Annotated in this window: 18 protein-coding genes and 1 rRNA gene; 7 read left to right on the top strand and 12 right to left on the bottom strand. The window is 57.0% G+C overall.

Translation table 11 applies throughout. The features are described from left to right. Positions 1 to 6: 6 nt before the first annotated feature. Entirely contained in the window at positions 7 to 3,264 is a 3,258-nt protein-coding gene (locus ACZ9W6_RS04135; protein WP_465189823.1) for a sensor domain-containing protein, read from the bottom strand. A gap of 177 nt (positions 3,265 to 3,441) precedes the next feature. Here ACZ9W6_RS04135 and mfd point away from each other — a divergent pair, with 177 nt between their 5' ends. Beyond that, positions 3,442 to 6,837, top strand: a complete 3,396-nt coding sequence (gene mfd / locus ACZ9W6_RS04130; protein WP_465189822.1) for a transcription-repair coupling factor — start codon at positions 3,442 to 3,444, stop codon at positions 6,835 to 6,837. A gap of 91 nt (positions 6,838 to 6,928) precedes the next feature. Here the strand turns inward: mfd and ACZ9W6_RS04125 are convergent, their stop codons facing one another. Then, positions 6,929 to 8,356 (bottom strand): diguanylate cyclase domain-containing protein, encoded by a 1,428-nt coding sequence (locus tag ACZ9W6_RS04125; protein ID WP_465189821.1) that lies wholly within the window; start codon positions 8,354 to 8,356, stop codon positions 6,929 to 6,931. Between the two features lie 265 nt (positions 8,357 to 8,621). On the opposite strand from ACZ9W6_RS04125, the gene ACZ9W6_RS04120 reads away from it, so the two are divergent. Next, a complete protein-coding gene (locus tag ACZ9W6_RS04120) occupies positions 8,622 to 9,467 on the top strand; it encodes a flagellin N-terminal helical domain-containing protein (protein WP_465189820.1) in 846 nt (281 codons plus the stop codon). Between the two features lie 132 nt (positions 9,468 to 9,599). Here the strand turns inward: ACZ9W6_RS04120 and ACZ9W6_RS04115 are convergent, their stop codons facing one another. From ACZ9W6_RS04115 to grpE, 7 genes are all read right to left on the bottom strand, one after another. Next, positions 9,600 to 11,165 (bottom strand): alkaline phosphatase D family protein, encoded by a 1,566-nt coding sequence (locus ACZ9W6_RS04115; RefSeq protein ID WP_465189819.1) that lies wholly within the window; start codon positions 11,163 to 11,165, stop codon positions 9,600 to 9,602. 193 nt (positions 11,166 to 11,358) lie between these two features. After that, entirely contained in the window at positions 11,359 to 12,360 is a 1,002-nt protein-coding gene (gene hemB / locus ACZ9W6_RS04110) for a porphobilinogen synthase (protein ID WP_465189818.1), read from the bottom strand. A gap of 97 nt (positions 12,361 to 12,457) precedes the next feature. Next, positions 12,458 to 12,658, bottom strand: a complete 201-nt coding sequence (locus ACZ9W6_RS04105; protein WP_465189817.1) for a hypothetical protein — start codon at positions 12,656 to 12,658, stop codon at positions 12,458 to 12,460. A 67-nt stretch (positions 12,659 to 12,725) separates the two neighbouring features. After that, the gene (locus ACZ9W6_RS04100; protein WP_465189816.1) at positions 12,726 to 14,216 is read right to left on the bottom strand and encodes an alanine/glycine:cation symporter family protein; all 1,491 of its coding nucleotides are present in this window, start codon (positions 14,214 to 14,216) and stop codon (positions 12,726 to 12,728) included. A gap of 275 nt (positions 14,217 to 14,491) precedes the next feature. Further along, on the bottom strand, positions 14,492 to 15,613 hold the full coding sequence (gene dnaJ / locus ACZ9W6_RS04095; protein WP_465189815.1) for a molecular chaperone DnaJ: 1,122 nt from the start codon (positions 15,611 to 15,613) through the stop codon (positions 14,492 to 14,494). Positions 15,614 to 15,714: 101 nt separating this feature from the next. Further along, positions 15,715 to 17,634, bottom strand: a complete 1,920-nt coding sequence (dnaK, locus tag ACZ9W6_RS04090) for a molecular chaperone DnaK (RefSeq protein ID WP_465189814.1) — start codon at positions 17,632 to 17,634, stop codon at positions 15,715 to 15,717. Between the two features lie 110 nt (positions 17,635 to 17,744). Beyond that, positions 17,745 to 18,275, bottom strand: coding sequence for a nucleotide exchange factor GrpE (gene grpE / locus ACZ9W6_RS04085; protein ID WP_465189813.1), 531 nt, complete (start codon positions 18,273 to 18,275; stop codon positions 17,745 to 17,747). A 386-nt stretch (positions 18,276 to 18,661) separates the two neighbouring features. Between grpE and aceA the strand changes: the two genes are divergently transcribed. Further along, positions 18,662 to 19,972, top strand: a complete 1,311-nt coding sequence (aceA, locus tag ACZ9W6_RS04080; RefSeq protein ID WP_465189812.1) for an isocitrate lyase — start codon at positions 18,662 to 18,664, stop codon at positions 19,970 to 19,972. 88 nt (positions 19,973 to 20,060) lie between these two features. Here the strand turns inward: aceA and ACZ9W6_RS04075 are convergent, their stop codons facing one another. Beyond that, positions 20,061 to 20,951 (bottom strand): LysR family transcriptional regulator, encoded by an 891-nt coding sequence (locus tag ACZ9W6_RS04075; protein WP_465189811.1) that lies wholly within the window; start codon positions 20,949 to 20,951, stop codon positions 20,061 to 20,063. A gap of 141 nt (positions 20,952 to 21,092) precedes the next feature. Between ACZ9W6_RS04075 and aceB the strand changes: the two genes are divergently transcribed. From aceB to ACZ9W6_RS04055, 4 genes are all read left to right on the top strand, one after another. After that, complete coding sequence (gene aceB / locus ACZ9W6_RS04070; RefSeq protein WP_465189810.1) at positions 21,093 to 22,682, top strand: malate synthase A; 1,590 nt, start codon at positions 21,093 to 21,095, stop codon at positions 22,680 to 22,682. An 85-nt stretch (positions 22,683 to 22,767) separates the two neighbouring features. After that, positions 22,768 to 23,472, top strand: coding sequence for an SIMPL domain-containing protein (locus tag ACZ9W6_RS04065; RefSeq protein ID WP_465189809.1), 705 nt, complete (start codon positions 22,768 to 22,770; stop codon positions 23,470 to 23,472). Positions 23,473 to 23,584: 112 nt separating this feature from the next. Continuing rightward, positions 23,585 to 24,193, top strand: coding sequence for a glutathione S-transferase (locus ACZ9W6_RS04060; protein WP_465189808.1), 609 nt, complete (start codon positions 23,585 to 23,587; stop codon positions 24,191 to 24,193). A 129-nt stretch (positions 24,194 to 24,322) separates the two neighbouring features. Next, positions 24,323 to 24,514 carry a helix-turn-helix domain-containing protein gene (locus ACZ9W6_RS04055; RefSeq protein WP_465189807.1) on the top strand — a complete coding sequence of 64 codons (192 nt, stop codon included), beginning with the start codon at positions 24,323 to 24,325 and terminating at the stop codon, positions 24,512 to 24,514. Between the two features lie 61 nt (positions 24,515 to 24,575). Here the strand turns inward: ACZ9W6_RS04055 and htpG are convergent, their stop codons facing one another. Together htpG and rrf are read right to left on the bottom strand one after the other, a co-directional pair. Beyond that, complete coding sequence (gene htpG, locus ACZ9W6_RS04050) at positions 24,576 to 26,480, bottom strand: molecular chaperone HtpG (protein WP_465189806.1); 1,905 nt, start codon at positions 26,478 to 26,480, stop codon at positions 24,576 to 24,578. Positions 26,481 to 26,728: 248 nt separating this feature from the next. Beyond that, positions 26,729 to 26,842, bottom strand: a 5S ribosomal RNA gene (rrf, locus tag ACZ9W6_RS04045). Between the last annotated feature and the right edge of the window lie 8 nt (positions 26,843 to 26,850).

Genomic DNA, 26,850 nt, shown 5'->3' with positions numbered 1-26,850 from the left:
GTCAGCTCAGCATGCTTCGGTAAACGCATATTGTAGCGGTTTCACGCCATCGCCGCCCTGCTGTCTTGCGGCAAGCCAGCTTTCAAGGTTGGCCGCAGGCAACGGTTTGCTGAAGTAATAACCCTGCAGCGCCTCGCAGCCGCTCTGGCTGAGAAACTCGCCTTGTGCGGCGGTCTCGACACCTTCTGCCACCACGATGTAATGCAGCTTGTGCGCCATGGCGATAATCGCCTCGGTAATGGCGGCGCTGTCCTGATCCGCCGGCAAGCCTTCGACAAAGGAGCGGTCGATCTTGAGCTTGTCCAGCGGGAAGCGTTTGAGGTTGGACAACGAGGAATAGCCGGTACCGAAGTCGTCAATCGACAGTTTCAGCCCCATGGCCTTGAGTTCGCGCAGCAGCTCGATGGCCTCCTGCGGATTCTGCATCAGCATGCTTTCGGTGATTTCCAACTCCAGCCGCTCGGCAGCGAGGCCGGTGCTGGCCAGCACGCCGCTGACATCCGACAACAGGCTTTGCTGCTCGAACTGGCGCGCCGACAGATTCACCGCCATCTGCGGCAGGTGAATACCGCGCTGATCCCACTGCACCATCTGCTCGCACGCCGTGCGCAACACCCACTGGCCAATCGGCTTGATCAAGCCGGTTTCCTCCGCCAGCGGGATGAAACGCGCCGGCGACACCAGCCCCAGATGCGGATGACGCCAGCGCAACAGCGCCTCGACTCCGGTCACCGTGTGGCTGCGGCTGCAGACCTGCGGCTGGTAATGCAGCTCGAACTCGCCGCGCTCCAGCGCCTGGCGCAGGCCGCTTTCCATCAGCAAGCGCTCGAAAGTCTGGCTGTTCATTTCGGCATCAAAGAACTGGTAGGTGTTCTTGCCGGCTTCCTTGGCGCGATACATGGCAGCGTCGGCATTCTTCAACAAAGTGGCCGCATCGACACCATCATTCGGGTAGACGCTGATGCCGATACTGCCGCTGACAAACACCTCGTGATCGGCCACCCGCATCGGCCGCGCCAGTGCGGCCAACACTTCTTCCGCCATGCGTCCAAGGTCTTCATGACCGTCAAAGTCATGCACGATCAGGGTGAATTCGTCGCCGCCCAGACGCGCCACCAGGCCATAACGATCGGCACTCTGCAGCAGCCGCGCGGCAATTTCGTGCAGCACCTCGTCGCCGGCCTGATGGCCGAAGGAGTCGTTGATCAGCTTGAAGCGGTCAAGGTCGATAAACATCAGCGCCAGCTTGGGCACGGTCTCGTCAGCCGTCAGGATGGCAGTGTCGATTTCCTCGATCAGCGCGCTGCGGTTGGGCAGGCGGGTCAGCGGGTCGTGACTGGCCAGAAACTGCAGGCGATCTTCGGCCTGCTTGCGGCCGGTAATGTCGGAAAACACGCCAACATAATGGCTGAGCCGGCCGTGCGCATCGCGCACCGCGCTGATCGACAGCTCGGCGGTGTAGGGCTCGCCGGTCTTGCGGCGATCGTTCATCTCGCCCTTCCAGTGGCCGACCGCCTGCAGCGAGTCGATCAACGCTTTGTTGCGCTGGCGATTGCCGCTCTTGAGCATGCGCGACACGCGGCCGATCGCCTCGTCCGGCGCAAAGCCGGTAATGCGGGTAAAGGCGCTGTTGACCATCACGATATGGCCATCATGGTCGGTCACCAGAATGCCTTCGGTGGCATTCTCGAATACCGTTGCGGCCAACCTCAGCTCGCTGTTGGCCGCCACACGGTCGGTAATGTCCATCACCACACCAATGATGGCGCGCCGGCCGCGATAGTCCATCAGCCGGCTGTGAATCTCGACATCGACCACCTCGCCCAGCTGATGCAGCAAGCGGGTGCTGTAATGCATCACCTGCACGTTCTCGCGCATGCGGCGGCGGATTTGTGCCTGGATCTTGTCCGACTCGCCCGGTGCCAGCGCAAAATCAAAGGGCTTGCCGATCAGCTCGCTCTCCGGATAGCCCACCAGCTCGGCCAGCTTTGGGTTCACATAAGCCATCAGCTCGTCTTGCATGATGTAGATACCGACCAGCGACTGCTCGACCACCGCCTGGTATTTTTCGATGGCCTCGATGCGGCTGCGTTCTTCTTCGGCACGCAGGCTGATGTCTACCGAAATACTGCCCACACCCGAGGGCAGGCCGTCGCTGTCAAACAGCGGAAACACGCTGGACAGCATGCGGTAGTGACGCTCGCCGATGCAGAATTCTTCTTCGAATTCGCGTGACTCCAGGCTCTGCATCACCTGCAGATCATGCTCACGTATCCGTCTGGCCTCTTCGCTGGCAAACACCTCATGGCTGGTCTTGCCCTTGAAGAAACTGGCCGGACGGCCAAACAGGCGGGCGAAATTGAGATTGACCAGCAGATAGCGGCCATCGGTATCCTTAAGCGTCATCAGGCTGCTGCTCTGGTTGAGCAGGGATTCGAACTGGGCGCGCACATCGCCCAGCAGGCGCTCGCGCCGGCGATGCAGATCACCCAGCACGGCGGCACCGCTCAGCAAGCCAACGGCAAGTGCCAGCAGCCAGACGGCGACATGCTGCTGCAACACCTGCCAGGCACCATAGCCGGCATGGGCCGACAGGGACAACAGACTGATCACGCCAAGCAGCGCAACCGACAGCACCGCCACCCCGAGGCGTGGCGCGGCAAACAGCAGTACCGGCAACAGCAGCATGACTTCAGGCAGCACTCCGGCGGCAGGCCACAGCCACCACAGCTGCGGTGCCAGCACGGTCAGCGCCGCCAGCATCTGCCAGCCACGCAAGCGGATCAAGCGCCCCGGCTCGGGCGAATAAGGCTGAACGGCGAACAGCAGCAGCACCATCCAGCACGAAGGCGCCAGCAGCAAGGCCAGCGACCAGAACTGCGAAGGCTGGGTCAGCGCCGCCAGCGCGGTAAGCGGCACGCTGAGCAAGCCGATGCGCCACATCAGCCGTTCTATGCCCATATGCGCATACAGGCGATGGCGACGGTCAGGCAGGATTTTTCGGGCCAGCAAGGGCAACAAGATCAGGCCAGCCAGCCAGGGTACGGCCAACGGCCACGGCCAGATGAAGGCCGCCCACGCCGCGGCAGTCAGCAACATCGGCCAGCAGGCTTTCAAGCCCCCTTGCTGGCAGCGCCACAAGATCGCGCCATGTACCAGAAATACCGCAGGTGTACTGTCCAGCAGCGAACCAGACGGCCATAACAACAAGCCCGGCAGAAAAAACAGCCAGGCCAGCAGATGATCACGCAATGTCGTTTCCACCTCTCTTCTCACCCTCATATCCGCCGCTCGGCAACAAGGCTTTGTTCCGGCAGGCTTTTTTTGAATATATCGATACGGGTAATCAACTGATTGTTTATGCTTTTTTCAGACTATTTTGCACAGTCATGACATCAGTGTGGCCCTATAATACCTGCCTCCCTGTCATTGTGAAGCGATATGACGAACCACTTGCCGAACTGGCCCGTCGCCGGGCAGAAAATCCGTCACCCCCGCCCGAGCGGCAGCGCCGACAGTGCCCTGATTTCCCGCTTGCCTGCTTGCGGCCAACCTTTGCTCTTGCTGACTGCCAACGCTCAGGACGCCCAGCGCCTGAAGGCGGAGCTGCCTTTCTTCCGTCCGGACTGGCGTATCGCCCTGCTGCCGGACTGGGAAACCCTGCCCTACGACCACTTCTCGCCGCATGGCGACCTGGTGTCCGAACGCCTCGCCACGCTGTGGCAGATTCGCAAGGGCGAGTGTGATGTGGTGATCGCGCCGGTCAGCACCGTACTGTCGCGCCTCGCCCCGGTCGGCTACATTGTTGGCCGCACCTTCTGGCTCAAGCAAAAACAGAAACTGGATGCCGACCAGCTGCGTGCCGACCTCGTGACCGGCGGCTACCAGAACGTGTCGCAAGTGCTGGCACCTGGTGAGTTCTCGATTCGCGGCAGCCTGATCGACCTGTTCCCGATGGGCAGTGCCCTGCCCTATCGCATCGACCTGTTCGACGACGAGATCGACACCCTCAAGACCTTCGACCCCGACAGCCAGCGCACGCTGTACCCGGTGCCGGAAATCCGCCTGCTGCCGGCACGCGAATACCCGACCGACGAGGCCGGCATCACCGCCTTCCGCCAGCATTACCGCGAAAAAATGGAAGGCGATCCGAGCAAGAGCCGCATCTACAAGGATGTCTCCAACGGCCTGTGGCCCGCCGGCATCGAGTACTACCTGCCGCTGTTCTTTGACGACAGCGCCACCCTGTTCGACTACCTCGGCACCGCGGCCAAGCTGATCCTGCACGGCGATGTACTGGCCGAGGCCGAGAGCTTCTGGCGCGATGCGCAAAGCCGCCACCAGATGGCAGGCGGCAACCCAGAGCGGCCGGTACTACCACCGGCCGAGCTGTTCTTGCGTCCTGACGAGCTGATGAGCGCGCTCAAGCCTTACAGCCGTATCGAGCTGTGCGGCGAAGGCGACAGCAACTGGCAGGCGCTGCCGGATCTTGGCGTCGATCGCCGCAGCGACAATCCGCTGCAGAAACTCGATGACTTCAGCCGCCGCCACAGCGGCCGCCTGCTGATTGCCGCCGAGAGTCTGGGCCGGCGCGAGACGCTGTGGCAGTTCCTGAAAGAAAACGGCATTCACGCCAGCCCGATCGACAGCTGGGCCGAGTTTGCCAGCGGCAAGGCTGCCATCGCGCTGGTGCAGGCGCCGCTTTACAACGGCTTTATCGACAGCGAACAACAGCTGGCGGTAGTCAGCGAGGCCGAGCTGTACCAGCATGTCGCCCGCAGCCACACCCGCCGCCGCAAGCATGCGGCCAACTCCGACGCCATGCTGCGTGATCTGGCCGAGGTCAAAGTAGGCGATCCGGTAGTACACGAATCGCACGGCATCGGCCGCTATATGGGCCTGGTGTCCATCGACCTTGGCGATGGCGAATCCGAAATGATGCAGCTGGAGTACGCCGAAGGCGCCACGCTGTACGTGCCGGTATCGCAGCTGCAGCTGATCAGCCGCTATGCCGGCCACGCCAGCGACAATGTGCAGCTGCATCGCCTTGGCAGCCCGGCCTGGGAAAAGGCCAAGAAAAAAGCCGCCGAAAAAGCACGCGACACCGCCGCCGAGCTGCTGAACCTCTACGCCCAGCGCGCCGCGCGCGAAGGCCATGCCTTCACCCTCAGCCACCACGATTACGACGCTTTCGCCGCCGGCTTCGGCTTTGAAGAAACGCCGGATCAGGCCACCGCCATCGAGGCGGTGATCCAGGACATGACCAGCGGCCGGCCGATGGACCGCCTCGTCTGCGGCGACGTCGGCTTTGGCAAGACCGAAGTCGCGCTGCGCGCCGCCTTTGTCGCGGTGATGGGCGGCAAACAGGTAGCCGTGCTGGTGCCGACCACCCTCTTGGCCGAACAGCATTACCAGAACTTCTCCGACCGATTTGCCGACTGGCCGGTGAAAGTTGCCGAGCTGTCGCGCTTTAAGAGCGCCAAGGAAGTCAAACAGGCGATGGAAGGCTTGGCCGCCGGCAGCATCGACATCGTGATCGGCACCCACAAACTGGTGCAGCCCGATGTCGTGTTCAAGAATCTCGGCCTCGTCATCATCGACGAGGAACACCGTTTTGGCGTGCGCCAGAAAGAACAGCTCAAGCGCCTGCGCGCCAATGTCGACGTGCTGACCCTCACCGCCACGCCGATTCCGCGCACGCTGTCGATGGCGCTCGAGGGCCTGCGCGAGTTTTCCGCCATCACCACCGCGCCATCGCGCCGGCTGGCGGTCAAAACCTTCGTCAGCCCCAGCAATAACGGCATCATCCGCGAGGCGATGCTGCGCGAATTCAAGCGCGGCGGCCAGGTGTTCTTCCTGCATAACGAGGTCGACACCATCGAGAATATGCGCGAAAAACTGGCCGAGCTGGTGCCGGAGGCGCGCATCGGCATCGCCCACGGCCAGCTGCGCGAACGCGAACTCGAACAGGTGATGCGCGACTTTTTGCAGGTGCGCTACAACGTGCTGCTGTGCTCCACCATTATCGAGACCGGCATCGACATCCCCAACGCCAACACCATCCTGATCAACCGCGCCGACAAATTCGGCCTCGCCCAGCTGCACCAGCTGCGCGGCCGGGTTGGCCGCAGCCATCATCAGGCCTACGCCTATCTGCTGACCGGCGACGGCATGACCCGCGACGCGCAAAAACGGCTGGAAGCGATTCAGGCGTCCGAAGAACTGGGTGCCGGCTTTTATCTGGCAATGCACGATCTGGAAATCCGCGGTGCCGGCGAGATTCTCGGCGAAGGCCAGTCCGGTGAAATGCAGGAAGTCGGCTTTTCGCTGTTTACCGAAATGCTCAAGCAAGCCGTGCGCGACCTCAAAAAGGGGCGCGAGCCGGATCTTGACGCGCCGCTGGGCGTCACCACCGAGATCAAGCTGCATGCGCCGGCGCTACTGCCCGAAGATTACTGCCCTGGCGTGCACGAGCGACTGGTGATCTACAAACGGCTGGCCACCTGCGACAGCGACAGCGATATCGACGACATCCACGAAGAACTGATCGACCGCTTCGGCCTGCCACCGCAAAGCGTGAAAACGCTGATCGAGAGCCATCGCCTGAGGTTGGCCGCCAAGGCACTGGGCATTCACAAGCTTGACGCCAGCGAAGTCGCCATCCAGCTGACCTTCGTGCCCAACCCGCCGATCGAGCCGATGAAAATCATCCAGCTGATCCAGAGCCGCAAGAACTACAAGCTGGCAGGGCAAGACAAGCTGCGCGTCGAAAGCCCGCTACCCGACATCGCCATGCGCATCGTGCGGGTGAAGGAGCTGCTGAAAGAACTGGCTTGATGGGGCCTTAGCCACACGAACCATAGCCAAAAATACTTGCGGCCAACCTTGATACAAGGTTGGCCGCAAGTCCGTTGGAAGTTCCTTTCTCTCAGGCCAGTTCGCTGAACAAGTGACAACATGCCCTGCCCTGATGCTTGGCCTGGTACATCGCCTGGTCTGCCCGATCAAGCAGATCATCACTGTTTGCCGCATGGTCCGGATACAGGCTGATACCGATGCTGGCACCAATATCTAGCTGTAGCCCGGCAAGGTGGTAGGGTTGTGACAGCATGATCTGGATGCGGTCCGCAATTTTCAGCGACTGCTCAGGCGTGTCCAGGTCGCAAATCAGCAGGGTAAATTCGTCGCCACCACGGCGAGCCACCGTATCGCCCTCGGTCACGGCATGTTTGAGTCGTCGCGCAACATGCTGCAACAACTCGTCACCGACATGGTGGCCATGCTGATCATTGACCGGCTTGAAGCGATCAAGATCGACAAACATCACGGCAAGGCGTTTGTTGCGCCGGGTGGCGTGGGCGATTTCAAGCTTCAGGTGATCGTCAAACAACATGCGATTTGGCAGCCCGGTAAGCGGATCATGATAGGCGAGCGAACTCAGATATTGCTGATGTTGCCGTTCTCGTGTGATGTCGAGCACGGTCAGGATAGTCAGCGCCTGCCCATGACTCTTCATCGGCTTCGACTCGACTTCGGCGGCAAAAATGCTGCCATCCAGCCGCCGCCCTTGCCAGTCGTTGGGGCCATCACGTGACAACAAATCCGGCAGCGTTTTACCGTTCAGCCCGGCAGCACCTGCTGCAAACATCCGCTCTGCCGTGTCATTGGCTTTCAGCACCTTGCCATCCGGACATAGCACCAAGATGGAGGCACCGACCCGATTGATGATCTGGTCCAGCAGGCCGGTCTGCTGCTCGACTTCGTTGATGCGCCGCCTCGAGAAGTAAAAGGCCCCGAAAAAGTTCAGCAAGGCCAAACCAAAGGCAAGACCCTGGAAATAACGGATTCGCGCTGCTTCTTTCTGGGTTTTTACTTCCAGCTGGTAGGTCAGCTGGTTCATTTGCTCCAGCAAGACTGGGTTGCGTGTTTCTGCAATATCGATGGCATCGGGCAACGTGGTCTGGATATCTGCGGTGCGCGAGCGCAAGACCTGTTCGATCTGCGTACGGTAGGGCTGCCACAATTCCCAACTGGCATTCAGCACCTGTCTCAATGCCAGTTCGCGCGCGGGTGGCAGGTAGATGATGGCGCCATTGGTATCTTGCGTCTGACCACCGATACGAAATGCGTTGAGTGTGCTGTCAAACAACAGATAGGTCTGGGTCAGCTCTGATTTGATGCCGGCAAGCGGCTTCTGCTCTGTTGCAGCCTTTTCCAGCTGCAGCAGATTCTTGACCATTCTTTGCGACAACATGCGCTGTCTGCCAGCCAGGTTGATCGCAACGGCCTGTTGCTCGATATGCCAGCTGAGCCAGACATTCAGCCCCAAGGCCGTGAGATCAAAAAACAGAAACATGATCACCGCCACAAGCGTGCTTTTTGCCAACTTATTTTCAGCAATATGTTTCATATTGATAATGTTATTAAAAAGCAAAATACTGAGATATGATCTGAGTCAGAAAATCATCCATCATGATTTTTTATTCAGAATACATATTTGCTGCAGCGCAAACTTGATACATCTTAGATCATGCCATCCATATGGCAGCTACAAATCACCCTTGTGGATTGCTTCCGCTGATCTACACTGAAAACCAGATTCCTCAACTTGTCCAACCGTCATGGCCATCAATCTGAATACCAACCTCAATGCCCTGCAAAACCAGCGCAATCTGAGTGAAGTAGAGAACAGCAAACGTCAAACTCTTGCCAAGCTTTCGTCAGGCAAGGCCGTTAATAATGCCGCTGATAATGCTGCAGCGCTGGCCGTAGCCGAAGGCTTGCAAAGTCAGATAAACGGCTATAACCAAGCAGTAAGGAATACCTTTGACGGAGTTTCCGTCGTACAGACGGCAGACGACGCCTTAGGCAGAATTACGGATAACAGCCAGCGCATTGCCGAGCTGGCGATTCAGGCTGGCAACGGTGCACTTAATGCCAATGACAAGGCTGCGATCCAGAAAGAAGTTGACCAGCTGACCCAAGCCAACTCGCAAATCGTGCAGAACACCTCATTCAATGGCCAGTCTTTGCTGACTGGCGGTTCGCTGACTTTCCAGTCGGGGCCGGATGGAAGCAGCCAGTCGCAAATCAATGTACAGAATCCGAATCTGAGTGCTGGGTCAGGCGCTGGCGGGCTGAATGGCTATAACGCCAACCTGCAGGCTGCCGGCACGATAGATATCACCACCCCTAATGCCTTGTCGCAAGTTCAATCTGATCTGCAGCAGTTGTCGCAATACCGCGCCGATCTCGGTGCCGCCAGCAATCGCTTTGGCACTGCTGTCGAAAACCTTACTAACAGCAGTATCAACAATGAGGCTTCCCGCAGTCGCATTCAGGACGCCGACTTTGCTGCACTGAGCAGCCAACTGGCCCAGCAGCAAATCTTGTCGAACAGCAGCCTCGCGGTTCAGGCTCAGTCCAATCTCAATCCGCAACTGGCACTGAGCCTGCTCAGAGACTGATTTCACTAATAATTTCCCCTAAGGCGGCCAATCGCCCCCAAGTTGGCCGCCGTCTTTTTTTTGCTTTTTCGCCAATACCAGCCAGCCAAGCTACCTCACCCATCTTTCAATGAAGCAACCTGCGACACAGGCTTATACCGGTGAGAGCGCTTTGCTGAACAGCAACTGGTTATCCAGATCTTTCAGACTCACCGTCATCACCTTGCTGCGCGCATCAATATCCACCTGACCGAAGAACTGCAGACCAGCAAAAGGCGAAGTATTCTGCTGCTCTGGTGCCTTGTGATAGACCACCTTTGGCCCGAAAGTCATATCCAGCTGGTTCGGCCCAAAACTGCCGGCATTAAGCGGGCCGGAAACAAACTCCCAGAACGGGTTAAAATCCTGGAATGCCGCACGTTCAGGGTGGTATTCATGTGCTGCGGTGTAATGCACATCGGCAGTAAACCAGACTACATTGTGGATATCACGACGCTTGATTTCGGCCAATAACCACGCTAGCTCCAACTCGCGTCCCTTGGGTGCGCCTGCGTCGCCATTAGCCATTGCCTCCCAACGTGCACTGCCATCTGCATTCTTGCCGTCGCCGACCTGCAGCCCTAGTGGCATGTCAGCCATGATGGCCTTCCAGGTAGACCTGGATTTTTGCAGGCCATCCAGCAGCCAGTTCAATTGGGTACGACCCATAAACTGACTGCCGTCCTCACCTGCCGTCTGCAGATTGGCACTGTTCCGGTCGCGATAACTGCGCATATCGACAACAAAGACATCCAGCAACGGACCTTGTGGCAGGTGGCGATAGACACGCTCTTCCTCGACACCGCCAAAATGCCGCATCGGCGCGTACTCCATGAAGGCACGCGTAGCCCGGGCTTGCAGCACCCCGATGTTTTTCTCGATATAACGGCTATCACCTGTCAGGTCCTTGCCGTCAGACCAGTTATTGGTCACTTCATGATCATCCCACTGCCAGATTTGCGGCACTTCGCTAGCCATGCGGCGTACATTTTCGTCTAGCAGGTTATAGCGGTAGCGTCCGCGATACTCATTCAGTGTCTCGGCTACCTTGCTGACTTCTGGCGTCACCAGATTGCGCCAGATCTTGCCGCCTTCGACTTTCAGCTCAGACTGAATCGGCCCGTCGGCATAAATCGTGTCGCCACAATGCACGAAAAAGTCCGGCTGTTGGCGACGCATGGTTTCGTAGATGCGCATGCCACCCCATTCGGCATTGATGCCATAGCCTTGGCCTGCGGTATCACCAGACCAGACAAAGCGCACATCACGCGCCTTGTCGGCTACCGTACGAAACTTGCCTTGCAACGCCTCGGACCAGACCCGGCCGTTGGCCGCATCCTCATATTGCACTCTGACAAACAGCTGCTGGCCAGCGGGTAAGCCTTGCAAATCGATACGACTGGTAAAGTCGCTGCTCTCGGTTGCCCATGGGCCGCGAACCTTGCGCGGATTGGCAAAGCGCTCGCTGGTATCCCATTCAACCCACATGCGGGCAGCGCGGTCACTGCGCGCCCAGACGATGGCACGGTCGCGGCCAACGTCGCCAAACTGGATGCCCGACGATAATTGCGGACGCAGCTTGTCGTTGGTGATCAGGGCCGGGGCAGCGATGCCACTGCCGGCAGGTAATAACAGGCTGCTGCCGGCAAGGGCAGACTTGAGAAAATGACGGCGATCCATGCTTGTGCTTCCGGTGGGTAAAAGCGGCATGATCAGGGTTGAAGATCACAGCAGCATGGCTGGCAGATGGCAATTGCCTTAAGCCGGCATGACATGTTATTCAGCATGCGTTGCCTGCTGCCCCAAATAAAAAACCGGCCCGCCAAGAGGCGAAACCGGTTTGATGTTTTGGCAAACAGGCGCCAGCCCGTACTTACTTTTGCTGCAACAAACGTGCCGCATCCAGCGCAAAGTAAGTCAGGATGCCATCAGCGCCGGCACGCTTGAAGGCCAGCAGGCTTTCCATCATGCACTTGTCGTGATCCAGCCAGCCATTCTGCGCGGCAGCTTTCAGCATCGCGTATTCACCGGATACCTGATAAGCGTAGGTCGGCACCTTGAAATGGTCTTTGACGCGACGAATCACATCCAGATACGGCATACCCGGTTTGATCATCACCATGTCCGCGCCCTCTTCCAGATCCATCGCCACTTCGTACAGCGCTTCGTCCAAGTTAGCAGGGTCCATCTGGTAGGTGTACTTGTCGGCCTTGCCAAGGTTGGCCGCAGAGCCTACCGCGTCGCGGAACGGGCCGTAGAAGGCCGAGGCATACTTGGCGCTGTAAGCCAGAATCTTGGTGTGAATGTAGCCTTCTTCTTCGAGCGCGCTGCGAATGGCGCCGATACGGCCATCCATCATGTCGGAAGGGCCAAGCACATCAGCACCGGCCTCGGCATGACACAGACCTTGCTGCACCAGCACTTCGGTAGTCTCGTCGTTCAGCACATAGCCACTGTCATCCAGGATGCCATCCTGGCCGTGAACGGTGTACGGATCCAGCGCAAGATCAGTCATGATGCCCAGCTCCGGGAAGCGCGCTTTGAGCTCGCGCACCACGGTGGGCACCAGACCATCCGGGTTGTAGGCTTCTTCGCCCGAGTTATCCTTGCCGTTTTCGATGACAGGGAAAATCGACAGCATCGGAATACCCAGCTTCACCGCCTCTTCGGCCGTAAACAGCAATTTGTCCAGACTCTGGCGCACCACACCCGGCATCGAGCTTACCGCTTGTTCACGCCCTTCCCCTTCCAGCACAAATACCGGATAAATCAGGTCATTGGCAGTCAGCACATTCTCGCGCATCAGGCGGCGGGAGAATTCGTCCTTGCGCATGCGACGCAGACGGGTGGCCGGGAAGTAGCGATTGGTGAACATGGCGCGCTTTCAGTGGGTGGTAGGAAGGGGCACTACGATAACAAGCCGGCTGCCGGTGTACCAGTCACAATCCGGAAAAACTTGTTCTGTCACAAACTCAGACCTTGCCCTGTTCGCCTTCGGCTGCCTTGTCTTTGTCAACCTTGGGTTTGGCCGGGGCATAGGTACCGGGAGCCACACCGGGCGGCAGATTTAGTGGCGGCTGCTTTTGCGACATGCGCGCAAGCGTGCCGATGATGGTGGCGATAGGCGCCGCGATGATGATCACCCAAAGCCAGGTACTGTGCAGCAGATCCATACTTGATATCCAAATAAAAAAACGCCGGGAAACCCGGCGTTCAGTTCAATCCCGAATTACAAGGATATCAAACCTTGTCGTAGACAGGTTGGCCGCCATGCTTGCGCTCGGCTTCCAGATTGTCCTCGGACTGATGACCACGCCAGTAATCGGCGTTCTTGATGCCCAGTTTTTCCGGATGGAAAACCGGATCCAGACCTTGCGCCTTTTGTGCTTCGTAATCGCGCAGCGCGATAAAAGCCGGCTTTTGCAGCATCAGGATGGCAGCGATGTTCATCCAAGCCATCATGCCGACGCCGATGTCACCCAGACCCCAGGCCAGATCAGCAGTCTTCACGGTGCCGTAAACCACGGTCGCCATGATCGCGATCTTCAGTACCAGCGTCAGCCATGGACGGTTCACCTTGCGGCTCAGGTAGGCGATGTTGGTTTCAGCGATGTAATAGTAAGCAATGATGGTAGTGAAGGCGAAGAAGAACAGTGCCACGGCCACGAAGATGGAACCGAAACCAGGCATGATGTTTTCCATCGCGGTCTGCACGTAGCCAGGACCGGCAGCCACACCGGCGATACCGGTATGCAGAACCTGACCATCCGGGCCCTGTACATTGTACTGGCCGGTAATCAGCAGCATGAAGGCGGTGGCAGAGCACACGAACAAGGTATCGATATAGACCGAGAAGGCCTGCACCAGCCCCTGCTTGGCAGGATGAGATACCGCAGCGGCGGACGAGGCGTGCGGGCCGGTACCCTGACCTGCTTCGTTGGAATACACGCCACGCTTAACGCCCCACTGGATCGCCATACCAAGAATGGCACCGAAACCAGCGTCAAAACCGAATGCGCTCTTGAAGATCAGGCCCAGGACGTCAGGCAGCTGGTCGATATGCAGCGCCACGATCACGCAGGCCACCAGGATGTAGCCCAGCGCCATGAACGGCACCACGATCTCGGCAAAGGAGGCGATACGCTTCACGCCACCGAAGATGATGAAGCCCAGCATCAGCGCCAGAATGGCAGCAGTCACGTTCGGATCAATGCCCAGTGCATTCTGCAGGCCGGCACCGATGGAGTTGGACTGGGTACCCGGCAGCAGCACGCCGCAGGCAAAGATGGTCGCGATGGCAAATACAATCGCGAATGGCTTCATGCCGAGGCCCTTCTCGATGTAGAAAGCCGGGCCGCCACGGTATTCACCGTTGATTTTTTCTTTGTAGATCTGGCCGAGGGTGGACTCGACGAAGGCGGAACTGGCACCGAGGAAGGCAACCATCCACATCCAGAACACGGCACCCGGGCCTCCGAAAGTGATCGCGGTGGCGACACCAGCAATATTACCGGTACCAACACGGCCAGCCAGCGTCATCGCCAGCGCCTGGAACGACGACACGCCGCTATCGCTGGACTTGCCGTCAAACATCAGGCGAATCATCTCGCCAAAGTGACGGACTTGGGCAAAACGGCTACGAATGGAAAAATACAGGCCGACACCCAGGCAAAGGAAGATCAGACCTTTGCTCCAGATCCAGCTATTCAGAAAATCAACGGCTGCTTGCATGCTTACTCCTCTGATTCTTTGGGGAAACCCCGTCTGCAACGGTGTTGTAACCGTGACGCGGCGATCAGCCCCGTCACCTTCGCGCAGATCGTTTGTCTGCTTCGCGAAGCCGAAACCTTACTGAAACATGCATGCGCTGAACAGCACCTTGGATACATTAACCATTATCTGTAATACATTCAGCAAACCCGATTCACATAATTGCTAACAAAATAAAAACACCGCCATCAAAATTCTGATGGCGGTGTTTTCAGGCAAAAAACGACTACAGTTTATTAACCGAAAAAGTCTTTGAGCTTATCCATAAAGGTTTTTGCTCGCGGGTTATGTGTCGCCACATCTCCCTGGCTGATGGCTTCAAACTCGCGCAACAGCTCTTTCTGGCGATCGGTCAGGTTCACCGGTGTCTCGACAATCACATGGCACATCAGGTCGCCAAAATCGCTGCCACGCACCGACTTCACCCCTTTGCCACGCACGCGATAGACCTTGCCGCTCTGGGTTTCGGCTGCGATCTTGACCTTGACCATGCCATCCAGCGTCGGAATCTCGACCTCGCCACCCAGGGCGGCAGTCGAGAAGCTGATCGGCATCTCGCAATGCAGATCCATGCCGTCCCGCTCGAACACGCTGTGCTTCTTGATGTGAGCAACGACGAACAGATCACCTGGCGGGCCGCCATTCTGGCCAGGCTCCCCCTCTCCCGACAGACGGATGCGATCACCCTCGTCCACACCTGCCGGAATCTTCACATTCAGCGTCTTGTGGGTCTTGACCTGACCGGCACCGTGGCACTTGTGGCACGGATCGGTAATCTGCTTGCCACTGCCATGGCAAGTCGGGCAAGTCTGCTGGATGGAGAAGAAGCCCTGGCTCATGCGTACCTGACCATGCCCACCGCAAGTGGTACATGTTTTCGGCTGCGTGCCCGGCTTGGCGCCGGAACCATGGCAGACGTCACAGTTTTCATGTGACGGAATGCGAATCTGCTTTTCACAGCCGCGAGCAGCTTCTTCCAGCGAGATTTCCAGGTTGTAGCGCAGATCGGAGCCACGATAGACATTGGAACGACCGCCACCACCACCACGTTGGCCGCCAAAGATATCGCTGAAGATATCGCCGAAGTCGAAACCGCCAAAGCCCTGACCACCACCACCCATGCCGGCCTGTGGGTCAACACCCGCATGGCCATACTGGTCGTAAGCGGCACGCTTCTGGTTATCCGACAGAATTTCATAGGCGGATTTCACCTCCTTGAATTTCTCTTCGGCTTCCTTGCTGTCCGGATTGCGATCCGGGTGGTACTTCATCGCCAGCTTGCGATACGCCTTCTTGATATCGTCATCGGACGCATCACGGTTGACGCCAAGTACCTCGTAAAAATCCTTCTTTGCCATGCTGTCTCACCCGTGCGGCCAACGTTGGCCGCAACGCAATACCATCGCGAAAAAGGCACAGCGCCCCATGCGGAGCCTGTGCCTTGCCGAATCAAGTCCGATTACTTGTCTTTTTTGACTTCTTCGAACTCGGCATCCACTACATTGCCATCATCCTTCTTGTCGTCGGATGCTGGCTGCTGGGCACCGGCTTCAGCACCACCCTGGGCGGCATACATCTGCTCGGCCAGTTTGTGCGATGCCTTCATCAGCTCTTCAACCTTGGCATCGATAGCCGCCTTGTCGTCGCCCTTCACTACCTCTTCTGCTTCTTTCAGTGCGGCTTCGATAGTGGCTTTCTCTTCGGCAGAGATCTTGTCGCCGTATTCGCCCAGCGACTTCTTCACGCTGTGAATCAGGCCTTCACCCTGGTTGCGAGCCTGTACCAGCTCGGCCAGCTTCTTGTCTTCTTCCGCATTTAGCTCGGCATCACGCACCATTTGCTGGATTTCGTCTTCGGACAGACCGCTGGAAGCCTGGATGGTGATGTTCGCCTGCTTGCCGGTCGCCTTGTCTTTCGCCGACACATGCAGAATACCGTTCGCGTCGATGTTGAATTCAACTTCGATCTGTGGCACGCCACGTGGTGCTGGCGGAATGTCACCCAGATTGAACTGGCCCAGCGACTTGTTGGCAGCAGCCTTCTCGCGCTCGCCCTGCAGCACGTGAATGGTCACGGCAGTCTGGTTGTCATCAGCAGTCGAGAACACCTGCGACGCCTTGGTCGGGATGGTGGTGTTCTTCTGGATCAGTTTGGTCATGATGCCGCCCATGGTTTCGATACCCAGCGACAGCGGGGTCACGTCCAGCAGCAGTACATCCTTGCGATCGCCGGACAGTACCGAACCCTGAATCGCGGCACCAACAGCAACAGCTTCGTCCGGGTTCACGTCACGACGTGGCTCTTTGCCGAAGAAGGCCTTCACGGCTTCCTGTACTTTCGGCATACGGGTCTGACCGCCAACCAGAATCACGTCGGTGATGTCGGACAGCGATACGCCGGCGTCTTTCAGTGCCACCTTGCAAGGCTCGATGGAGCGCTGAACCAGATCTTCCACCAGGCTTTCGAACTTGGCACGGGTAATCTTCATCGCCAGGTGCTTAGGACCAGTCGCATCCATGGTGATGTATGGCAGGTTCACTTCGGTCTGGGTCGCGGAAGACAGCTCGATCTTCGCCTTTTCAGCAGCTTCTTTCAGACGCTGCAGTGCCATGACGTCCTGCTTCAGATCAACGCCCTGTTCTTTCTTGAACTCGGTCACGATGTAATCGATCACGCGCTGGTCGAAGTCTTCACCGCCGAGGAAGGTGTCACCGTTGGTGGCCAGCACTTCGAACTGGTGCTCGCCGTCTACGTCGGCGATTTCGATGATGGAGATATCGAACGTACCACCGCCCAGGTCATATACGGCAATCTTGCGGTCGCCTTCCTGCTTGGCGAGGCCAAAAGCCAGGGCTGCAGCGGTCGGCTCGTTGATAATGCGCTTTACATCCAGACCGGCGATACGGCCGGCATCCTTGGTTGCCTGACGCTGGCTGTCGTTGAAGTAGGCCGGTACGGTAATCACGGCTTCGGTAACTTCTTCACCCAGATAGTCTTCGGCAGCTTTTTTCATCTTGCGCAGTACTTCTGCGGAGATCTGTGGCGGTGCCAGTTCCTGGTCGCGTACTTTCACCCATGCGTCACCGTTCTTGGCACGCATGATTTCGAAAGGCATCAGTTCGATGTCTTTCTGTACTTCCTTGTCTTCAAAGCGATGGCCGATCAGGCGCTTTACCGCATACAGGGTATTTCTCGGGTTGGTCACTGCCTGACGCTTGGCTGGTGCACCTACCAGGATTTCGCCGTCTTCCATGTAAGCAATGATGGACGGGGTGGTACGAGTGCCTTCAGCATTCTCGATCACGATCGGGTTGCCGTTCTCGACTACGGAAACGCAGGAGTTGGTTGTACCCAGATCAATACCGATAATCTTGCCCATTTGACTGATTCCTTTCACATTATTCTGTTTATCCCGCTACGTTTGCTTGTCTTGCAGCGGGCTGTTGCTCTGCCAGATATTGGCTATTTTTCTGTTTTCAAGAGCCTTGTTCAGCTCTTTGCCTTTGCCACGACAACCATGGCCGGACGCAGCACGCGATCGGCAATCAGATAGCCTTTTTGCATGACGCGGATGATGGTGTTGGCCTCGGCATCAGACTCTTCGGCGCTGATGGCCTGATGACGATGCGGATCCAGTTTTTCGTTCAGCGGATTAATTTCGCTGATCTGGCCCTTCTCGAATGCAGACACCAGCTGCTTCAGGGTCAGGTCTACACCAAACTTCAAAGTATCGAACTGGCCGCTCTGATCCAAAAGCGCCATTTCCAGGCTGTCTTTTACGCTGATCAATTCGGAGGCGAACTTCTGGATCGCGAATTTCTGTGCATTCACGACATCCTCCTGGGCACGACGGCGCAGGTTTTCGGTTTCGGCCTTGGCGCGCAAAAACTGCTCTTTCGCTTCCGCCAATTCGGCTTCCAGCTTCGCGATGCGGTCTGCGTCAGTCGCAGCGGCACCTTCTGCCTGCACGTTCACGTTTTCAAGCACTTCTTCTACTTGAGGATTCTGGTTTTCCTGCATGACTGGATTCCAATACACCGAACAATGATAGACCCACCCAAGATAGGGACATTGCCGGGCATTTCAAGAGCCGCTTGTTTCACACATTCGCACAGCGGCTTTTCACAAATGATCACATCTGATGTTTCGTTATGATTCGTTTTTGTGCACCTTTGTTACCTTTTGAAAACAAAGGATTTTTTTGTGCTGCAGTGCACACAACTGCATTTTTTTATGATTTAATGATTTCACAACAACGCAACCTTACCGGCATAAATGCCTCATCGAGGCATGACGGGCAGCTTGATAAAAGTCCTGCCTGTGCCTTGTCCGGCTTGCGAAATAGAGAAACTGGGACGCTGGCCTAGCCGGCAAAAACATAACTATCAAGTTAAGGACTCATCACCATGACGACTCGTGAACAGCAAATCGCCGCTCTGGAAAAAGACTGGGCCGAAAATCCGCGCTGGAAAGGCATCAAGCGTGGCTACTCCGCCGCTGACGTCGTTCGTCTGCGCGGCTCGCTGCAGCCGGAATACACTCTGGCACAGCGTGGCGCCAAGGTGCTGTGGGACAAAGTGAACGGCGGCGCGAAAAAAGGTTATGTGAATGCCTTTGGTGCCATCACTGCCGGTCAAGCCATGCAGCAAGCCAAAGCAGGTCTGGAAGCGGTGTACCTGTCCGGCTGGCAGGTTGCTGCTGACGGTAATACTTCCGAAACCATGTACCCGGACCAGTCGCTGTATGCCTACGATTCCGTACCGACCATGGTTCGCCGTATCAACAACACCTTCAAGCGTGCTGACGAGATCCAGTGGTCGCGTGGTGTTAACCCGGGTGATGAAGGCTTCATCGACTACTTCCTGCCTATCGTCGCTGACGCGGAAGCCGGTTTCGGTGGCGTACTGAACGCTTTCGAACTGATGAAGAACATGATTGCCGCTGGTGCTGCCGGCGTGCACTTCGAAGACCAGCTGGCTGCCGCCAAGAAGTGTGGCCACATGGGCGGCAAGGTACTGGTACCAACCCGTGAAGCCATCGAAAAGCTGATCTCCGCACGTTTCGCTGCTGACGTAATGGGTGTTCCGACCCTGATCCTGGCTCGTACCGATGCAGAAGCGGCCAACCTGATCACTTCCGACTACGACAACAACGACAAGCCGTTCCTGACTGGCGAACGCACCCAGGAAGGTTTCTTCCGCGTGAAGAACGGTCTGGAGCAGTCCATCTCCCGCGGTGTGGCCTACGCGCCATATGCCGACCTGGTATGGTGCGAAACCGGCGTGCCGGATATCGGCTTCGCTCGTGAATTTGCTCAGGCAGTTCACGCAGCCTGCCCGGGCAAGCTGCTGAGCTACAACTGCTCGCCATCCTTCAACTGGAAAAAGAACCTGAACGACAGCCAGATCGCCTCCTTCCAGGACGAACTGTCTGCACTGGGCTACAAGTACCAGTTCATCACCCTGGCTGGTATCCACGTCAACTGGTACAACACCTTCCAGTTTGCCCATGCTTACGCTCGCGGCGAAGGCATGAAGCACTACGTGGAAATGGTACAAGAGCCAGAATTCGCAGCTCGCGAGAAGGGTTACACCTTCGTATCTCACCAGCAAGAAGTGGGCACCGGTTACTTCGATGACGTGACCACCGTAATTCAGGGCGGCTCCTCCTCGGTTAAAGCGCTGACTGGCTCTACCGAAGAAGAACAGTTCCACTAAGTCTTGACTTCAAACGGCGATTCGACCCCGCCGTCTGCGTCTACCCCCGGCACCCGCCGGGGGTTTTCATTTGTTGATAGGGCAATTACTAGTCCCAATACCCGGGCTGCCGATAGACCGACTTCAGATAGTCAATAAACAACCTCACCCGCACCGGCATATAGCGACGCTGCGGTACCACCGCATAAACCGGATAGTCTGGCGAGGAAAACCGCTCCAGTACCATCACCAGCCTCCCCTCTGATAGATCATCCTTGACCTCCCACAGCGAGCGCCAGGCCAGACCAAGTCCGGCCAGCGCCCAGTCATGAAGCACAGCACCATCATTACACTCCAGATTACCGCGCACGCGCAGATTGACCAGCTCGCCATCTACCTTGAAAGTCCAGCCCCGGCTCTGGCTTTCCCCTAAAGACAGACAATCATGCTGGGCCAGATCTTCCAATTGTTTGGGAATCCCGCGCCGCGACAGATAGGCAGGCGAAGCCACGACCACCCGCCGGTTTTCCGCCAGCCGGATCGCGACCAGGGATGAGTCAGCCAGATCAGAAATACGAATCGCACAGTCGACCTTCTCCCGCGCCAGATCAGTCAGCCGATCCGACAAGTCCAGCGTGACTCGAATATCCGGATGCTGCTGCTGAAAGTTGGCCACATGCGGGGCAACGTGCCGGCGGCCGAAGCCGGCCGGAGCAGATATACGCAAATGACCACGAGCCCGACTGCTGCCAGATGCCACCATCGCCTCGGCCTCGGCCAACTCGGCAAGAATGCGTTGGCAATCTTCAAAAAATGCCTCGCCCTCTTGTGTCAGCGTGATACTGCGCGTGGTTCGCACCAGCAACTTCACCCCCAGACGCTCCTCCAGCGCATCGAGACGCCGGCCTATCATGGCCGGCACGACACCTTCCTGCCTTGCTGCGGCAGAAAGACTGCCCAGCGTTGCCACGGTCACAAATGTTTCGAGCTGCTTGAACATGGATTAGCTAATTAAAAGTGAAATATGTTTAGCACCATAGCCGGTATTCCAATAAATTTCATGTGATAAAATCATTGAAATTGCATATGCCTAACCATATCAACAGCATTGCATACCAATACAGAGAAGAGACACGCCGATATGAATAGCCTGCCAGAAACCGTCGTCGACCCGTCAACGTCACCGCAGTTTGCCGACCTGCTTTGCCCTGAAGCGCTGGCTTTCATTGCGACCTTGCATCGCGAGTTCGAAGACGACAGGCAGCAACTGTTCAATCTGCGCCAGCAAAGACAAGCACAATTTAATGCTGGTGCCCTTCCTGATTTCTTGCCGGAGACCGCCCATATCCGCGAAGCGGACTGGCAGATCGCTCCGCTCCCCGAAGAGCTGCGTGATCGGCGCGTTGAAATTACCGCACCCGCCGAACGCCGCGCGATGATCAATGCCATGAATTCGGGTGCCAGCGTGGTGATGGTTGACCTTGAGGATGCCTTCAGCCCTGGCTGGCGCAATATCCTGCAAGGCCACCAGAATGTCCGGGATATCTGGCATGACGCATTAAGCTGGCAAGCCCCTGATGGCCGGCAGTATGAATGCCAGCAAGGCCGGCCAGTTACCATGCTGCGCATTCGCGGCCTGCATCTGACCGAGCGTCATCTGAAAATCGACAACAAGCCTGTCAATGCCGGACTGTTCGATTTTGCCTTGAGCTTTTTCCACAGCGCGGCGCAACTGCAAAAGGTTGGCCGCAACCCCTATTACTACCTGCCCAAGCTGGAATCCCATCTCGAAGCGCGCTGGTGGAACGCCCTGTTCGAGCGTGCCCAGCAACTGCTGGCTCTCCCTGCCGGCTGGATCAAGGCCACGGTGATGATCGAGGATATTCTGGCCGCCTTCGAGATGGACGAAATCCTGTATGAGCTGCGGGCGCACAGCGCCGGCCTCAATGCCGGGCGTTGGGACTATATCTTCAGCTGCATTCGCCACTTCCGTCGCAACACCGAGTTCTGCCTCGCCAATCGCGACGATATCGGCATGACCGTCCCCTTCATGCGTTCCTACTCGCTTTTGCTGGTCAAGACCTGCCATCGCCGTGGTGCCCCCGCAATTGGTGGCATTTCAGCACTGCTGCCCATCAAGCATGACCCTAGCCGCAATGAAAAAGCACTTTCGATGATCTATGGCGAAAAACAGCGCGACGTGCAGGATGGCTATGATGGCTGCTGGGTCGCGCATCCTTCACTTGTACCACTGACATTCGAAGCCTTCCGTGATCTGCTTGGCGAAGAAACCCGGCAGTGGCACAAGCAACGCGATGACGTGTTGATCAATGCACACGACCTGCTGAACTTTCAGCCAGAGTGGCCGATTACCGAGCAAGGCCTGCGCAACAACATCAATGTCGGCATCCAGTATCTGGGCGCCTGGTTGGGCGGTAATGGCTGCGTCCCCATTCATAACCAACTGGAAGAAGCCGCCACCGCCGAAATTGCCCGCACCCAGATCTGGCAATGGATACGCAGCCACAAGGGGCAGCTCGATGATGGTCGCAAGGTAACGGTCAATCTGTTCCGCGACCTCGCTGCCGAAGAGATCAACAAGCTGCGTGCCGAATACGGCAGCCGTTGGCTGCGGCATTACGATGAAGCCTGCCAGCTGTTTGACCTGTTGATCAGCAACGATGACTTTGTCGAGTTCTTCCCGCTGGCCGCCTATGAGTACCTGGCATAAAAGCTAACAATTCTGGCCGGGACAGCCTAGATTCACATGCCATAATCGGCTGATGCGGCCAACCTTGGCCAGAATGGAGCCCGATATGACCCGCAAACTCAGCATCCTCGCCACGGCCAGCCTGCTGGCCGCCACCTTGGCGCAACCCCTGATCTCCCACGCTGCCGATGGCACCATTGTTCACTTGCGCACATCGGTGCAAAAAGAACTACCAAATGATGAGGTGAGTGCCAGCCTGTTCATACAGGATCAGCATGCCCAGGCCAGCGTACTGGCAGACAAGCTCAACAAGCTGCTGAATCGTGCTGGCAGCGAGCTCAAAGCCTTCCCGGTTATCAAGCAGGAACAAGGCCAATACCAGAGCTGGCCGGTATACGACAAGAATGGCAAGATCCAGAGCTGGAGTGGCCGAGCCAGTATTCAACTGCAAAGCCGGGACTTCACCGCGATGGCAAATGCCATTGCCCAGCTGCAGAAATACCTGTTGCTTGAGAACATCCAGTTCGGCGTCGCTGACGAAACCCGCAAGGCGGCTGAAACCGCACTGATTCCACTGGCCATTGCCGACCTGAAGTCCCAGGCCCAAGCCACGGCCAAAGCGCTTTCCCGCCAGCAGATCGATTTTCAGGAGCTGACGCTCGGTGATGCCCGCCCCGAGTCGCCACCCATCATGTATCGCGCCAAGGCTGCCATGGCCGTTGGCGAGGCAGCAGATGTGGCCACGCCACAATGGCAAAGTGGCAGCAGCAGCATTTCCCTGACTATTAATGGCCGGGTGTTACTGCACTAAGCCCGCCCGGAATAAACAAGGCCAGCAAATGCTGGCCTTTTTCATGCGCGGTTTGACGCCCCACGGCCGATTGCCAATACTGGTCACAACATTACTCTGCGCAGCCACCATCATGAAACTGATCGCCTCCTTGACCAGCCCCTACGCCCGCAAAGTCCGTATTGTTCTGCTGGAAAAAAAGCTCGACTGCCCGCTGGAACTAGACATCCCTTGGGAGCCTGACAGTAAGGTCGCCCAAGCCAATCCGCTAGGCAAAGTACCGGTTCTGGTAATGGATGACGGCAATAATCTGTTCGACTCTCGCGTGATAGCCGAATATCTGGACAGTATCTCACCGGTGTCACGTCTCTTTCCGCAAGACCGCCATCTTCTGCTCGAAGCGAGGCGCTGGGAGGCACTCGCAGACGGGATTTGCGATGCTGCGGCCAACATGGTCATCGAACAGCGCCGCCCGGCACAACAACAAAGCCCGCAGTGGATAGCACGCCAGCAAGATAAAGTCATGCGCGGAACAGCAACCCTGTCTGACTGGCTGGGGTCGCGTCAGTGGTGTTGTGGCGACAGCTATTCGATTGCGGACATTTGTACTGTCTGCGCGCTGGCCTACCTGGACTTTCGTCTGCCGCAATTCAACTGGCGTGAGTCATATCCGAATCTTGCACAGTGGTTCTACCGCCTCGAACAAAGACCCAGCATTCAAGAAACCCAGCCACCACATTAGCCTGACGTTACAGTCACCACACAGCAGATATGACCTCTCGAGAACGAGGCTGCAACTGCTTGGTAAATCCGGCATCCAGCACTATGCTTGAATCTGGCAGTATCCAAATCTAGCCGAGAGGGATTCATCATGCGTCTTGAAAAAATGAAACGCGTTATCGACCAGATTGGCCTGAAAAAACGTTCGCGCGAAGCGGTTTGCCTGATTGAAATTGATGGCATGTCGTGCCTGGCAGCCTCCCAGCAACTGGACATCAGCCCATCGACCGTATCCCGTGCCCACTGTCGCTTTCGGAATGCCATTAAACATCAGGAACGCTGACTTACCCGCCCCAATAAAAAACCCGGCAGCCGCCGGGTTTTTTATTGAAGATAAATGCTACTTAGTTTGACAACTCAAGCATCAGTTTGTTGATACGTTTCACAAATGTAGCAGGGTCCTCAAGCTTGCCACCTTCGGCCAGCAGGGCCTGGTCATACAGCACATTGGCCAGATCTTCGCGACGGGCTTCATCGGATTCTGCCGCCAGCTTTTTGACCAGTACATGCTCCGGATTGATCTCCAAGGTCGGTTTTGCCGCTTCAGGCACTGGCTGGCCCGCAGCCTTCAGCATACGCTCCAGATGAGCGCTCATATCATGCTCACCCACGACCAGGCAGGCGGGGCTGTCAGTCAGACGAGCAGTCGCACGAACCTCCTTGACACGCTCACCCAAAGCCTTCTGCACCAGCTCGACAACCGGCTTGGAAGCTTCCTCTACCTGTTTCTGCGCTTCCTTGTCAGCCTCGTCTTCCAACGCGCCCAGATCAAGCGAACCTTTGGCGACAGATTGCAGCTTCTTGCCATCAAACTCGGTCAACGAGCCGGTTACCCACTCATCCACGCGATCGGTCAGCAACAGTACTTCCACACCCTTCTTCTTGAACACTTCCAGATGCGGGCTGTTACGTGCAGCAGACAGCGTATCGGCGGTAATGTAATAGATCTTGTCCTGACCTTCTTTCATGCGGCCAACGTAGTCGGCCAGCGAGATGGTCGGCACATCGCTTTCGCTGGTGGTCGACACGAAACGTAGCAACTTGGCGATACGCTCCTTGTTAGCAAAGTCTTCACCCACGCCTTCTTTCAGCACCTGACCGAATTCTTTCCAGAAGTCGGCGTACTTTTCTTGCTGGTTGGCCGCAAGATCTTCCAGCAGACCCAGCACCTTCTTCACGCAACCAGCACGGATAGCGTCAATATCCTTGGACTCTTGCAGGATTTCACGCGATACGTTCAGCGGCAGATCATTGCTGTCGATCACACCTCGCACGAAGCGCAGATACTGCGGCATCAGCTTGTTGCTGTCTTCCATGATGAAGACTCGGCGCACATACAGCTTTACACCCTGCTTGCGATCACGGTCCCACATATCAAACGGGGCGCGCGACGGAATGTACAGCAACTCGGTATATTCCTGACGGCCTTCAACCCGCGCATGGCTCCAGCCCAACGGCTCGGTAAAATCATGTGCAACGTGTTTGTAGAACTCCTTGTACTGCTCTTCGGTAATCTCGTTCTTGCTGCGCGTCCACAAGGCAGAAGCCTCATTTACGGTTTCAAAATCGTCACTGACGATGACCTCACCGTTTTCACCGTAGCTGTTGCCCTTTTTCATCTCGATCGGAATCGAGATGTGGTCGGAGTACGTTCGTACGATACGCTTGAGCGACCAGTCGTTGAGGAAGTCCTCGTTGCCCTCTTTCAGGTGCAGCACGATCTCGGTACCACGCTCGTCCTTTTCAACCTGCTCCAGTGTGAAGTCGCCCTCGCCGGCCGACTCCCAGCGTACACCTTCACTAGCCACAGCGCCGGCACGACGCGTTGTCAGGGTGACCTTGTCTGCCACGATGAAAGCAGAGTAGAAGCCCACACCAAACTGACCAATCAGATTGGCATCTTTTTTGGCATCGCCAGACAGCTGTTCAAAAAACGCCTTGGTACCGGACTTGGCGATGGTACCGATGTTCGCAATTACCTCATCACGAGTCATGCCAATGCCGTTATCGACAATGGTGATGGTCTTCGCTTCCTGATCAAGCAGGATACGAATTTTCAGTTCAGGGTCATTCTCGAACAAGGCAGCGTTGTTCAGTCCCTCGAAGCGCAGCTTGTCAGCCGCGTCGCTGGCATTGGATACCAGCTCACGCAAAAAGATCTCCTTGTTGGAGTACAAGGAGTGGATCATCAGCTTAAGCAGCTGTTTGACTTCGGTCTGAAAACCCAGGGTTTCTTTCTGTGCGCTCATAGACAGCAATCATTATTCAGAGTTGATAACACTCTTGATATGGTTGCAGAGTGCCAAGCTTCAAGTCCATTCGATCACGATGTTGTTAGATGGCCGCCAAAGTTGGCCGCAAGGCGGATGCTGGATCTAGCTGGAAGTGGAATTGGCGGGACAGATGCCGGTCGGCATCGTTTTGGCGGGGAGATTGCCTTGCTTCGTCCTGCACAAAGCACAAAGCCCGACTCATAGAGTCGGGCTTCCGTGGGGGAGTCTGGCGGTGTCCTACTTTCACACAGGCAATCTGCACTATCATCGGCGCTAAGGCGTTTCACGGTCCTGTTCGGAATGGGAAGGCGTGGGACCACCTCGCTATGGCCACCAGACATTAACT

The organism is Vogesella lacus (assembly GCF_979366295.1).
This window is presented reverse-complemented; position numbering and strand designations above follow the sequence as displayed.